Below are 12,886 nucleotides of genomic sequence, written 5' to 3'. Positions count from 1 at the left end.
AGTAGATTGTATCAAAACCAATCGACTGTTTTTTAAAATATTTCAATATTTCAAATTACATTTGATACATCAGTTTTTTTAAATGAATCATTTTCAGCAAACATTAGAAAATCCAGTTTGGCACGCGTTAAACGAAACACACCACAAATTTGCGGTGGAGTATGATGAAGTGCAATTTTACAACCCAAAAATTTGTCCGTTTGGAGCTTTTACCAATTCTAAAAAAACAAAGTCGGCATTAACGGCATATTCAAAACTCACCAAAGACTTTTTTCTGGTTTCTGAGAAAAGTGTTCCAACATTTGATGACAAGCATGTGGTACTGAATAAAAAAATGGAAGGCTGCCAAATGATATTGGACCAATTAATTCAGGTAGAAATCAAGGAAATCATAGTGCCACTTACTGAAGTACATGTTCAGGAGATTTACGATTTAATATGGTTGGTAATGCCAGGGTATTACAAAAAACGCACTTTTGATATGGGCGATTACTTTGGCATTTTTAAAGATGGAAAGTTGGTGGCAATTTCTGGTCAACGCATGCAAACCAAAGATTTTATTGAAGTAAGTGGGGTAGTAACCCATCCCAATTATACCAGACAGGGATTAGCAAAACAACTGATTACACATACTACAAAGGAAATTTTAAAAACAGGTAAACAGGCTATTTTACATACCACCAAAGGAAATCCTGTAATAGGTTTATACAAAAGCCTAGGATTTCAATTAACACGCGATATGAATTGGTGGTTTTTTAATAGAAAATAAACAGCGTTGAGTTGTTTAGTGGTTGCGTTTGAGTGTCCCTCCTAAGAAGGAGGGAGTAAGGGAGATGTAAAATCGTTTTCTTCAAATTCAAAAATATATCCCTCAATAGTTCTTATTACGTTGTCAATATCATGCATAATCTGATAACCAGAAAATCTTAATACCCGAATGTCTAATGCATTCAAACGTTTAGTTTTCTTAATATCTTTCTCAAAAACTTCAACTATTTCATGGGAGTATCCGTCACACTCGATGGCTAATTGGAGTTTGTTTCAAAAGAAATCGAAAATGTAATTGTCTATCGGTTTTTGTCTATGAAAATCATATCCATGCATCTGTTTTCTTCTCAAATATGTCCAAAGTTTAATCTCTGACTTTGTTGAACTATTTCGAAGTTGTCTTGCTAGAGCTTTTAGTTTTGGGTTGTAATTTTTAAACGCACCCCTAAATCCCCTCTTTTTAGAGGGGACGGGATCCGTCTTATTTTTTAAATTTTATCTTGACTATTGATGTTTGGGTTTTCTAAATCAATTATCTTCAACGAGTTTCTCCAAATATTCCTTAGCCTCTTCAAAATGCGCTTCCAACTTAGGAATTGGGTTATCGCCATAACCTCGCTTTAAGCGTTTTTTAGAAACGTCAAGCAAACGCAACAACGTTTCAGCAGAGGATTTCGAGGCATTCACATCGGTGCTTCCAATGGCATTAAACCAAATAGGGCTACTTTCAGCAAAAGGAAAACTATCCATGAGTGGCCATTCTACAGCACCACCAGAAACCCTAGCCGTTACCCAACCGCCTGAAGGTATTTCAATCTTGCCTTTATAGGTTTTAGAGCCTGCTTTTCTATTGCCTTTTCCTGTCCAAACTACAGCACCATTCACAAAAATTTCTACAGTATCATATGCTGTTGGGGAATGTACATCAAGCGTCCACTTCACGGTTTTACTTTTGGTATTTATCACGTCGCCCACTTCTTTTCCGTTCACTTCAAAAAGTATCTGAGGGCCGTTGGTTACAAAACTTTTACCTTCTTTCAATGCCCTTAAATAGCTTGGGATTGAAAGTTCGCCATCAGGTTTTACATAAACTCTCGTAACACCGATAGCCATGGTGCGGTACAAATCGTTCATCACATCACTTCCTGCGGAGATAGCCAAGGGTTGGCCAATATTTAAAATTTCATGCCATAGGTTAGCGGTTCCAATTTCATCAGACCATAAACACCCTACCTCAATTAAATCACTTTTGCCTAAAACACAATCGGCTATAAGTTCAATAGGGATGCGCTGCGCTCCATTATCGCTGAACGGATCTCTTACACTTACAGGATGCACATAGCCTCCCAAAGCGTTTTGATTTCTAGCAAACTCCAATGCTTCGGCGTTTAAGCGGTCATCACGCCCGTAAACATCATAATAAGGTCCCCAAACCCAAGGCCAAAATAAATCTTGTGTGCCCAATAAACCCAAATGGCCTAAAAAGTGTGAACGGACTTCCTGTCCAAACTGAATTAGAGGTGTGCCTTCATGTTTCCATTCCCAAATATCACGTTGTAAAAATCGATTTCCGAGATTAGCTAATAATGGAAAGGCAACATCTACATTTTCAGCCTTTAAATCCATTACGATATCTTTTGGGTCTAATTGGTTAGTTCCGCCATAATTCAAATGAAAATGATTGTCGCCAGAATACCAACCATTAGCTTGTGCATTCCAAATGGTATTCAAATTTATTTCCATGCTTTTGCTGTCAGAATCCAAAGTTACGCTTGTTACATTTTTTACGGTTGATAAGCCATGAACAGCTGTAATTGTAAGCTCTCCTAGAGGTGCTTCAACTTGGGTGCTTCCATCAGCATAGAAAAATACCACACCATTTTGTCCTTCAGAATGTATTATACCAGTATTAGGAACTATTGGGTGCCCTGAGGCATCAGTAATACTCATACGAACTGGTGCTTTTTTACCATCAACGTTACTAATGATATTTACTTTTCCAGTAGGTGTATTCCAGTTCCAAGTTTTAATAGCTAGGGTTTCTGGTGAACCTCCGTTAAGACTAATGCGCTTTAATTCTGAATGTTCTTCGTTATTGGTTTCATTGTAATATACCCATGTTCTGTCTTTGCTAAATTTCGGATTTAATGGCAGCTTATTGCTTTTAGTTAGCAGTAAGTTACTTTCGGGATGTACCACGTCCAACAATCGTAATTCATAATCGTCATCCTGCGGCCATGTATACACTAAAGTGCGTTTATCTGAACTTAGTGAAAATGATGCTTGGGACATGAAATTTTCCTCGGCTAAGGCAGTAGATTTGTCCTCATCGAGATTTACTAGCTCAATCGAGTCATAAGAAAAGCCCATTTTCTTTAGGTAAACCATGTATTCGGTATTTATCGGAATCGGGAGGCGTTCTAGATTTCCTGATGAGGTTAAAACTGTTTTGGTTTTACTTGTTAAATCAATGTTCCAGATATCCAAAGAACCGTTATCTGCAGATGCATAATACACCGATGTTCCATCTGAAGAAAAAATAGGGTCTAGATCTAATGCTTTGGTGTCGACTAAAACCGTTTCTATGTTTTCAGCTAAATTTAATAGCATAATCTTTGTGTCTAAACCAGTATCACGAACAAACACAATACTTTTACCATCTGGAGACCAATTGGGTTTAAAATCCATAGCTCCTGAAGATGTAATTCTAGTTGCTACTTTCGTATTTAAATCTAGCAGCCATAGCCATCCTTTTGCGGAAAACGCTACTTCGTTTTTAGTTGGTGAAGGTGCGGGGTCTGTTGCGCCTGAATTCATTACGGGCAATTCATACCCTTCGAGATATACGTGGTGACCAAAACCATCCACTTTGGGATATCTGTTGCTCCATTGTGCGCTAACGGAATGTAAACAAAATAGGGTAAGTATGGCAAATAGTACAAGATGCTTCATGGTAAATTGGATTAAAAAACAGATTCACAAAGATAAGAAGATTTTTGTTGTGGTTTTGTATGGTATTTTCTTGATTATCATAAATGAATGAAGTTGAATTGCTAATTATATTTGCAATGATTGAAAAGAGAAATTATATCGTGTATTATAATGAGAACGTATCTTTATTTTTTTCTACTATTTTCTGTTTTTATCTCGGCTCAAATTAATGAGAGTGATACGCTTAAGTTAAAAGCCAATTTAGGCATAACAGGTTTTTTTCAAGGGGGCAATGTAGAAACAGTAATTTTTAGAACGACCTCTGAAGTGAGTTTTAAACCTTGGAAAAACTGGATTTTTAAGACCAGAAACTCGTATGTGTATCAAGAATTTGGAAAGGAAAAAGCAGATGAAGATATATTAAGTTTAAACTTTTTATATATCAATCCAGAACGAAAATTCTATCCGCTATTTTTAGGTTTTGTAAGCACTAATTTTAGAAGGGAGATTGATTTACGCTACATTTATGGCGCAGGGGTTACTTATCAAGCTTGGCGTAAAAAAGACAACTGGCTTAAGTTCTCCATTTCTAGTGAATACGAACGTACTAATTTTTCAGAAACAGATTTTAACCGAAATAACTACGATGGTTTGCAAACCATAAGCACACTTCGCGGGACATTTTGGGTTAATGGAAAATATACGTTGTTTAAAAAGAAATTGATTTTAAATCATGTAAGCTATTTTCAACCTTCACTTGAGGAAAGCGATAATTTTAGGTGGCAAGCAGATGTAGGTTTAGAGTTGCCCGTATGGGATTTTTTAAACTTTAAAATAAACTATCTTCACACTTATGAAAGTATAGTTATTGAAGGGCAGCAAAAGGAAGATCGGTTTTTGACCTTTGGTTTTACATTAAAAACCATAGATAACAAGAAGACAAAAAAAGCTGCGACTCAATCCAAGGCGACTGGTTCATAATCTAAAGGCAAAGTATTGGCAAATTTTTCAAATGACCAATAGCCTTCCAAGGTTACATTTAGAGGGTTTACCAAAATACCGATTTTATCTAAAACCGCATCTTGTTTTAAAGGAATTATAGCTGAGGTCTGTTCTACAGGTGCTCTTGGTTTACTAAATGTATATGCCAATTCCTCTTTCTCCCTGGTGTAAACCACCGAAATATTGTCCTTAAAACCGAGTACAGGTATACCATTTTTTAGAGATATGATGTCAGAAGCTTTCAATCCAGATTTGTAGAGGTAGTCTTTAAATTTGGGCAATCGCTGTTTTTGTATTACAACTAGGGCAGAATCTACCGCCGTTTTTGGTGTGTCAATTTTTTTAGAAAATGTAATGGTATTTCGAGATGCCTTTAACACTGCTCGGGCTTTCGCAATTTGTTCGTCAGTTGGTCGTTCTTCATTCGGCACTCGCCTAAATTGATTTACAATGAAACCGGCTTTATCCAATTCATCATTTAGGGCAGACTTATAAAAATGAATATTAGAACCATTATAGGCTACTAATCTGTTTTCTGCCCATTGCTTTTGTTTGCGTTTCCCACCTTTTAGAGGTTTAAAAAACGCATAGCCTAAATAGGTTACATAGTTGCCTGTAATTTCAAAATGAACTAACTCGTAATTAATTTCATAACCCAAAGCTTCATTTTTTATTTGCAAATAGTCTCGAGCATCTGCGGTAAAGATATTGGTGGCATTATCATAATCAAAATATAAAATTTTCGGATTTTGAATGTCGCAGTTTTTGGAGAATTCTGTTTTCCCTAAAAACGCATCCTTAAAGTATTTTAAATTATGATACCAAATGTCATCATATACTGTTTTTTTGATAACCACTTCATCCAATTGATTGGGCTGTTCTTCCAGTTTGAAAATTAAACTATCTTTTACCGTTTCTGTATAAAAAGGATAATTTACCGTTTGATATCCCAGAAAAGAAATTATCAAATCGTAATGCCCAGACGCTACTTCTAAAGTGAATTCACCACGCGAGTTGGTGATGGTGCCAGTAGTAGTGTTGTTTAGGTAAACCGAAGCGCCTTCAAGAGGTAATTCATTATCTAGCACCTTCCCTTTTATGGTGCGTTGTGCAAATATGTTAAAGCATACAAGAAGCACAAGGATTGAGGCGAAAATATGTTGATTTAGGTGTTGCATGAGCATCAGAAACAAAAAAAAGGCAGTTTCAATATAAGAAAACTACCTTTTTAAAATACCAAAATTTAAATAGTATTATTCCCCCAAAAACGGATAACGATAATCAGTAGGCGTTACGAAGGTTTCCTTTATCAATCTTGGGGATACCCAACGCAATAAGTTTTGTGCACTACCTGCTTTATCATTTGTTCCTGATGCTCTTGCACCACCAAACGGTTGTTGTCCCACTACAGCACCAGTAGGTTTATCATTGATGTAGAAATTACCTGCACTGTTTTGCAATGCTTCGGTTGCTTCTGTTATGGCGTACCTGTCTTTTGCTAAAATTGCTCCTGTTAATGCATATTCACTGGTTTCATCAACAAGTTTCAATGTTTCTAAGTATGCGTTGTCTTCGTAGACATATATTGTGATTACTGGTCCGAATAACTCAGTACACATGGTTGTGTATTTTGGGTTTGTAGTAACTAGAACGGTAGGCTCAATAAAATAACCTTTGCTTTTATCGTAGTTGCCACCAGTCAATACTTCTACATCAGTGTCTGATTTTGCCTGATCAATATATTTTGCCAGTTTATCAAAGGATCCTTCATGAATTACTGCCGTGATAAAGTTGCTCATATCCTCAGGAGAACCCATTTTGAATGATTTCACATCTTCTACCAGAAAATCTTTTACTTCATTCCAAATGCTTTTAGCGATATAGGCTCTTGAGGCTGCACTACATTTTTGACCTTGAAACTCAAAAGCACCACGAGAAATAGCTGTTGCTACTTGTTTTGGGTTGGCTGATTTATGCGCAACAATAAAGTCCTTTCCACCAGTTTCACCAACAATTCTTGGATAGGTTTTGTAATTGTGAATGTTGTTACCTATTTGTTTCCAAAGCTCTTTAAATACAAATGTTGAACCAGTAAAGTGCAATCCTGAGAAATCTAGACTAGCCATTACGGTATTGGTAATCATCACAGGATCTCCAAACACCACATTAATAACACCTGGAGGTACACCAGCTTCTTCAAATACATCCATAATTACCTTAGCAGAGTACACTTGACTATCGCTAGGTTTCCAAACCACTACATTACCCATAAGCGCCATACAAGCTGGCAAATTTCCTGCGATTGCCGTAAAATTAAATGGTGTTACTGCATACGTAAAGCCTTCTAGTGGACGGTATTCCACGCGATTCCAGGCATCACTTGTACTTTCTGGCTGTTCCATGTAAATATCCGCCATAAATTGCACGTTAAAACGTAAGAAATCTATCAACTCGCAAGCCGCGTCAATTTCAGCTTGATGTATGGTTTTTGATTGTGCAATCATGGTAGCAGCATTTATTTTTGCTCTATATGGTCCAGCGATAAGTTCTGCCGCTTTTAAAAAGATACCTGCACGCTGTTCCCAAGGGATTTGGCTCCACGTTTTTCTGGCTTCTAAAGCAGTTGCAATGGCATCATCAACATGTTTTTGATCCGCTAAATGGTAATTGCCAACCACATGTTGGTGATCATGAGGCGGTGACATGGTTCTTGTGTTTCCTGTAGTAACGTTTTTGCCATTGATGTAAAGTGGGACATCAATTTTGCTATTAAACATCGCTTTGTAAGCCTCTAAAACGGCATTACGTTCTGGAGTTCCAGGAGCATAAGATTTTACAGGTTCATTAACTGCAATAGGTACATTAAAAAAGCCTTTTCCCATGATTTATTGGTTTTTAATAAAAATTTTTCAGTGAATTGGCTACAAATTTAAGAATTATTAAATTACAAAGTGTTACTTGGCTGCCTTAAAATCGCGTTAAATTTTGCAAATAGCAGTTCTTTTAATTATGATTTTATCTAGGTTAGCTTGATTTAGATTTTATTTATTTTTTGTAAGTTGGCAGTTCTATAAGAGACTACTGTTTTTATGTGTACAGTTACTATTATTCCAAAGGGGAATACCGATTTTATTTTGACCTCAAATCGAGATGAAGCGCCAAATCGTGTGTCTCTTCCACCTGAGTTTTATACCGTTGATAATACCGCACTGTTATTTCCTAAAGATGAGCTTTCTGGGGGTACCTGGATTGGGGTAAGCGAGAAAAAACGAGTAATCTGCTTATTAAATGGCGCTTTTGAAATTCATGTGCAAAATGCGTCTTACAGAAAAAGTAGAGGTGTAGTTGCAAAAGATTTTATGGTTGCTGATGAGATTGTGGATACCATTGGTCAATATGATTTTGAAGGTATTGAACCTTTTACTATGGTTATTGCTGATTGGAATACCGATTTAAAATTCCTTGAACTGGTTTGGGATGAGAACGAAGTTTATTTTACAGAATTACCCTTGAAACCAAAAATTTGGTCATCTTCAACTCTATATAATGAAGCTATGCGAGTAGAACGTTCGGGATGGTTTAAAGAGTTTAGATCAAAATATTCATTGAATGCTGGGACCGTGCAACAATTTCATAAAACTGCTGGTGGGAGTAATTTGGATTACGGTGTCATCATGGATAGAGGATTTGTAAAAACTACAAGCATTACTCAGGTAGAAAAGCATAATGCTGAAACGGAAATGCGCTATGAAAATCTTTTAAACGGTAAACAAATCTCAAAATCAGTTAAATTTCCACAACCCGTTAATGGCTAATACAGGTATTATTATAACTATGGCATATCCTGAAACCATTGTTATGGTTGCGGATGAATGGTATTCTCCGTTTTTAAGGTATTTGGGGGTTGGCAAAAAGAACTACTTGCGTGCAGGTCATGCAGCTTTGGTTTTAATCGATAAATCCACCGGAATTTTAGAATATCATGATTTTGGCCGATATATCACACCAGAGCCTACAGGCCGTGTTAGGGGAAAAGACACCGATAATGAATTGGATTTTCCATTAGTTGCCAAAATTAAAGACGACATCATCACTAATCTCGATGAAATTCTGGAATTTTTGGGTACACATCCAAAGCTAACTCATGGTGATGGTAAATTGGTGGCTTCAATTTGTAATGCTGTTAACTATCAAAAAGCGCGGCAACACATTACTGAAATGCAAAACAAACATTTTATAAGATATGCTGCGTTTGTTAAGAACGCTTGCAATTGTGCACGATTTGTGACGGATAGTTTGATAGCCTCGGTAACAGATTCAAAAATTAAAAAAGCACTTATTAGTTCCAAATGGTTTACACCGAGTACAGTTGGGAATGTGTTATTGGCAGATACTGAAAACTATGTGTATGAAGTGTCTGAACAAGGCCAAATCACAGAATTTAAAGGCTCACAAAAAAGTGAAAATGTGCGTTACTTTTTAGATAGACTAAAAGATCACAAAGTGAATCTTATAGGAACTTTAGAGCCAAAACATAATGACGATAGGGCTGAACATGCACAGTGGTTATCGGGCATTGCAGCAGGTGCTTGGTTTGAGCTACATAAAAATAGAAGTGTAGCCAATTACCGATTTAGGCGTATTTCGCCGTATGGTAATGTAGATTGTGATGCGCATTTTACTGTTGAGGATGAGGCTTTTAATTATGATTTACCTTATGAATTTATACATTATTCCAACTGCAAATTTTTTCATGTGAAGCAGGGGAATAGGGTGTTTAGGTTTGATAGAATTTTATAACATGACGTCATTTACAATAAACTTTCGGCATTTTATTCCGCGTTAGGAATTAAACGGCATGCTTCATGCTTCGACTGCGCTAAGCACAAGTCTTGAAATTCGCGATGAAGGAGGGATTGAGTAGTGAAATATAAACAAATGAGTAGCGCCCTAATTAACGGCAAATGGAGCACTAAGCTTGAATGTTGGAATGGTAACCAGAAATTTTTTGGTCGTTGTAAAATTCACCATATTGTAATGTCCCTGCATAGCTCCAAAAGGAGAGGTGAGCAAACAACCAGAAGTGTAAGTGTGTGATTCTCCTGGTTTAAGTACCGGTTTTTTGCCAACTACACCTTCTCCAGTAACGGTTTCTAAATTATTAAGGGCGTCTAAAATTTCCCAATGGCGTGCATAAAGCTGCACCGAATCCTTACTTTGATTTTCAATGGTAATGGTATAGCCAAAGGCGTACTGTATTTTATAATTTTTATAAAATGTACCTTCAAAAGTGGTTTCTACCGAAATCTTTATGCCTTTTGTAACCTGTTGAACCATGTTAAGGATTGATATACAATGCTTTTACGTCGCTAAAATAGGGATTTTTAAATTTTGAATACCTAAAAAAGCGTTAAATACGGACTAATTGGTAATATTTATCGATGAAACTTCATTAAAACCAATTATTCTGTCGTATCTGGCGCCTAAGTCACGGTAATAAACCAAAACTTTGTAGTTGTTTTCGGTTTGCCAGAAATCGCCACTAATGCGCCCTTCGTCTAGAGAGCCATCTGCATTTACTACAACATATTTATAGTTATAGAATCCTTGCTTGAGTTTAAAATGCCCTTTGTAGATTTTGCCTTCAGGATAATACACCATTTTGTTGTAATCGTCTAACGCATAGTTGTTATAGTTGCCATAGACGTAAATATTTTCTCCATTAAGTAATTCTGGATATGCCAGTGAAAAATGAATCTCAACATAATCTGCTTCAACCGAAACATCATCACGATCTATAGCTGTAATTTTAAATTGTCCATTAATGTCTGGGTTATACGTATATGGTAATTCTGCTCTCGAGCGATTTGTGAAAAGGTAGCTGTGATAAATATCGTTAAGCTCAATAAATTGCACGCCCATAGAGGCGGCCCTTACATCTTTGGTTTCAAAAAATAAGTACTCGTTACCTCCAGGAAATGCCGTTTCGTTTACATATCTATAAATAAGTTTATTACCAATGGTGTACTGTGGTTTTACATTTTTTATAGCTGTATTTAAATTTCTGTTTTGGATGATTAAGGTTTGTATGGTTTGCAGTGGATTATTAATTTGAGCGTTAGAAGGGATTTCTATATCCACGGTTTGCATGTAATCTATAGTTTGTACTTCTCTGGAGCGTTTTATGCTGATGCCAGGTATAACAATGTCTTCGTAAACCATTAATTTTCTTGAAAACACTAAATTATCATCTCTGTCAAATATAGAAATGAGGTAGTTTCCTGAAACCGTTAAAGCTCGGGTTTGCTGATTAGGTATGGATAATCTGTAGTGTGAATATATTTGAAACGTGTTGAAGGAATTCCGATAGTCTTGAATCCTAAAGTTATCTACCCCCAGAAGAAATTCGGTTCGCACTAAAACGGATTCTGTCCAATCATAGTCGTAGTGTTCAATTTTATAATAAAAATCGGGTTCATTGGTAGCCAGGGCATCAAATTCCAAATAAAATGTTTCGCCTAACTTTATAATGGGTAATTCTCCTAAAGCACTACTTGTACTTTTGAAAGTAATGGATTTGATATAGTCTGGAGGATTAACCTCTTCTACCTGAGCATGAAGGCCTGCATAAAGTAAAAGTGCTCCAATAAGACAAGAAATTTTATAACGCATAAATCACATTTTTGTAAATATAATCAAAATTGATGCCTAAAGCTTCGGATAAGCCAATACTATAAAATTATACTAATTTTTTGTGGTAACTACTTTTTAGTTCGTATTTTTGCACAGATTTTTTTTAGACAACTAATTTCAACAAAGAAAATATGTCAAACGACATTCGCATTAAGAAAGGTCTAGATATTAAACTTAAAGGTGAAGCCGAAAAAACCACTGACAAAGCAGTTTTAAGCAACTTTTACGTTTTAAGACCTGAAGACTTCCACGGCGTTATTCCGAAATTAATTCATAAAGTTGGCACAAAAGTAAAAGCAGGAGAAGCTGTTTTTTATGACAAATCAAACGAAGATGTAAAATTTGTTTCTCCGGTTTCTGGCGAAATTCTGGATATATCTCGTGGTGCTAAGCGTAGAATTTTGGAAATAAAAATTCAAGCTGATAAAACACAAACATATCAAGATAATGGCAAGTTTGATGTTGATGCTGCAACTGCAGAAGCGGTTAAAGCACATTTATTGGCTAGCGGATTATGGCCATTTATAAAGCAAAGACCTTATGATGTTATTGCTAATCCTGAAAAAACGCCAAAAGCAATTTTTGTTTCAGGATATGCCAGCGCACCTTTAGCTGCAGATTTAGATTATACCTTACAAGGGAAAGAGGCTGAATTGCAAACTGCCGTAGCGGCTCTAGGTAAGCTTACCGAAGGTAGAGTTCATGTTTCCGTTAGCAAAAATTCTAATTCGCCTTTGGCTGGATTATCTGGCGTGACGCTACACAAAGTTTCAGGTCCGCACCCAGCTGGTAATGTTGGTACTCTAATTAATAAAGTAGATCCTGTAAACAAAGGAGAGGTAGTTTGGACTGTAAATGCTCAAGACTTAGTGATTATCGGAGAGCTGTTACTAACTGGAAAGTTTAATGCCGAACGTACTGTTGCGTTGGTAGGTTCTCAAGTGCAAGCTCCACGTTATTTCCTTACCAAAATTGGTGCTGAAGTTGCAACAATGATTTATGATAAGGGTGTGGAGAAAGATGCTAATGCACGTGTCATATCAGGAAATGTGTTATCTGGAAAGGAAATAAGACCAGATGGCTATTTGGATTTTTACAGCGACGTTATCTCTATTATACCAGAAGGTAATGACTATGAATTTTTTGGTTGGAATAAACCTGTGTTTGATAAAGTTTCAACATCAAGAGCACTTACATTTTCTTGGTTAACCCCCAATAAAAAGTACGATTTAAATACAAATACAAACGGAGAGCATCGCGCCTTTGTTATTACTGGTAACTATGAAGAGGTATTTCCTTTAGATATTTATCCGATGCAAATTTTAAAGGCTTGCATGTATAAAGATTTAGATGAGATGGAAGCTCTAGGAATGTATGAAGTTGCTCCAGAGGATTTTGCATTAACCGAGTTTATATGTGTCTCTAAACAGCCACATCAAAAAATAATCAGAGAAGGTTTAGATTTAATGCTTAAAGAAATTGGTTAGGGTTA

Annotated in this window: 10 protein-coding genes and 1 pseudogene; 5 read left to right on the top strand and 6 right to left on the bottom strand. The window is 36.3% G+C overall.

Going from position 1 to position 12,886, the window contains the following annotated elements; all coding sequences use genetic code 11:
• Positions 1–82 precede the first annotated feature (82 nt).
• Positions 83–769 (top strand): GNAT family N-acetyltransferase, encoded by a 687-nt coding sequence (locus AC1B0Z_RS08015; RefSeq protein WP_483795110.1) that lies wholly within the window; start codon positions 83–85, stop codon positions 767–769.
• Positions 770–810: 41 nt separating this feature from the next.
• Here the strand turns inward: AC1B0Z_RS08015 and AC1B0Z_RS08010 are convergent.
• Positions 811–1,176 (bottom strand): annotated as a pseudogene (locus AC1B0Z_RS08010) (endonuclease domain-containing protein); the annotation flags it as partial.
• 120 nt (positions 1,177–1,296) lie between these two features.
• Entirely contained in the window at positions 1,297–3,720 is a 2,424-nt protein-coding gene (locus tag AC1B0Z_RS08005) for a CehA/McbA family metallohydrolase (RefSeq protein WP_483795108.1), read from the bottom strand.
• 150 nt (positions 3,721–3,870) lie between these two features.
• Between AC1B0Z_RS08005 and AC1B0Z_RS08000 the strand changes: the two genes are divergently transcribed.
• On the top strand, positions 3,871–4,680 hold the full coding sequence (locus AC1B0Z_RS08000) for a DUF481 domain-containing protein (RefSeq protein WP_483795106.1): 810 nt from the start codon (positions 3,871–3,873) through the stop codon (positions 4,678–4,680).
• On the opposite strand, the gene AC1B0Z_RS07995 is transcribed toward AC1B0Z_RS08000, so the two are convergent.
• Both AC1B0Z_RS07995 and pruA read right to left on the bottom strand, forming a co-directional pair.
• Positions 4,656–5,879, bottom strand: a complete 1,224-nt coding sequence (locus AC1B0Z_RS07995) for a carboxypeptidase-like regulatory domain-containing protein (RefSeq protein ID WP_483795105.1) — start codon at positions 5,877–5,879, stop codon at positions 4,656–4,658. The two genes, AC1B0Z_RS08000 and AC1B0Z_RS07995, sit on opposite strands and share 25 nt — an antisense overlap.
• A gap of 75 nt (positions 5,880–5,954) precedes the next feature.
• Positions 5,955–7,583, bottom strand: a complete 1,629-nt coding sequence (pruA, locus tag AC1B0Z_RS07990; protein WP_483795104.1) for an L-glutamate gamma-semialdehyde dehydrogenase — start codon at positions 7,581–7,583, stop codon at positions 5,955–5,957.
• Between the two features lie 207 nt (positions 7,584–7,790).
• Between pruA and AC1B0Z_RS07985 the strand changes: the two genes are divergently transcribed.
• Both AC1B0Z_RS07985 and AC1B0Z_RS07980 read left to right on the top strand, forming a co-directional pair.
• Positions 7,791–8,516, top strand: a complete 726-nt coding sequence (locus AC1B0Z_RS07985) for an NRDE family protein (protein WP_483795103.1) — start codon at positions 7,791–7,793, stop codon at positions 8,514–8,516.
• Positions 8,509–9,501 (top strand): DUF6695 family protein, encoded by a 993-nt coding sequence (locus tag AC1B0Z_RS07980; protein WP_483795101.1) that lies wholly within the window; start codon positions 8,509–8,511, stop codon positions 9,499–9,501. The genes AC1B0Z_RS07985 and AC1B0Z_RS07980 overlap by 8 nt, the downstream gene beginning before the upstream one ends.
• 150 nt (positions 9,502–9,651) lie before the next feature.
• Here AC1B0Z_RS07980 and apaG read toward each other — a convergent pair whose 3' ends face one another.
• Positions 9,652–10,038, bottom strand: a complete 387-nt coding sequence (apaG, locus tag AC1B0Z_RS07975) for a Co2+/Mg2+ efflux protein ApaG (RefSeq protein WP_483795100.1) — start codon at positions 10,036–10,038, stop codon at positions 9,652–9,654.
• Between the two features lie 84 nt (positions 10,039–10,122).
• Positions 10,123–11,373, bottom strand: coding sequence for a type IX secretion system plug protein (locus AC1B0Z_RS07970; RefSeq protein ID WP_483795099.1), 1,251 nt, complete (start codon positions 11,371–11,373; stop codon positions 10,123–10,125).
• A gap of 152 nt (positions 11,374–11,525) precedes the next feature.
• On the opposite strand from AC1B0Z_RS07970, the gene AC1B0Z_RS07965 reads away from it, so the two are divergent.
• Complete coding sequence (locus AC1B0Z_RS07965) at positions 11,526–12,881, top strand: Na(+)-translocating NADH-quinone reductase subunit A (RefSeq protein WP_483795098.1); 1,356 nt, start codon at positions 11,526–11,528, stop codon at positions 12,879–12,881.
• Positions 12,882–12,886 lie beyond the last annotated feature (5 nt).

Source organism: Hyunsoonleella sp. J2K-J805, assembly GCF_057167125.1.
The sequence above is the reverse complement of the archived record's forward strand: the minus strand, read 5'-3'. Positions and strand labels throughout refer to the sequence as shown.

Coding starts and splice junctions, on each gene's coding strand:
- pruA (WP_483795104.1), bottom strand. CDS start 7,583: ATGGGAAAAGGCTTTTTTAATGTACCTATTGCAGTTAATGAACCTGTA.
- AC1B0Z_RS07995 (WP_483795105.1), bottom strand. CDS start 5,879: ATGCAACACCTAAATCAACATATTTTCGCCTCAATCCTTGTGCTTCTT.
- AC1B0Z_RS08000 (WP_483795106.1), top strand. CDS start 3,871: ATGAGAACGTATCTTTATTTTTTTCTACTATTTTCTGTTTTTATCTCG.
- AC1B0Z_RS07970 (WP_483795099.1), bottom strand. CDS start 11,373: ATGCGTTATAAAATTTCTTGTCTTATTGGAGCACTTTTACTTTATGCA.
- AC1B0Z_RS08015 (WP_483795110.1), top strand. CDS start 83: ATGAATCATTTTCAGCAAACATTAGAAAATCCAGTTTGGCACGCGTTA.
- AC1B0Z_RS08005 (WP_483795108.1), bottom strand. CDS start 3,720: ATGAAGCATCTTGTACTATTTGCCATACTTACCCTATTTTGTTTACAT.
- apaG (WP_483795100.1), bottom strand. CDS start 10,038: ATGGTTCAACAGGTTACAAAAGGCATAAAGATTTCGGTAGAAACCACT.
- AC1B0Z_RS07985 (WP_483795103.1), top strand. CDS start 7,791: ATGTGTACAGTTACTATTATTCCAAAGGGGAATACCGATTTTATTTTG.
- AC1B0Z_RS07980 (WP_483795101.1), top strand. CDS start 8,509: ATGGCTAATACAGGTATTATTATAACTATGGCATATCCTGAAACCATT.
- AC1B0Z_RS07965 (WP_483795098.1), top strand. CDS start 11,526: ATGTCAAACGACATTCGCATTAAGAAAGGTCTAGATATTAAACTTAAA.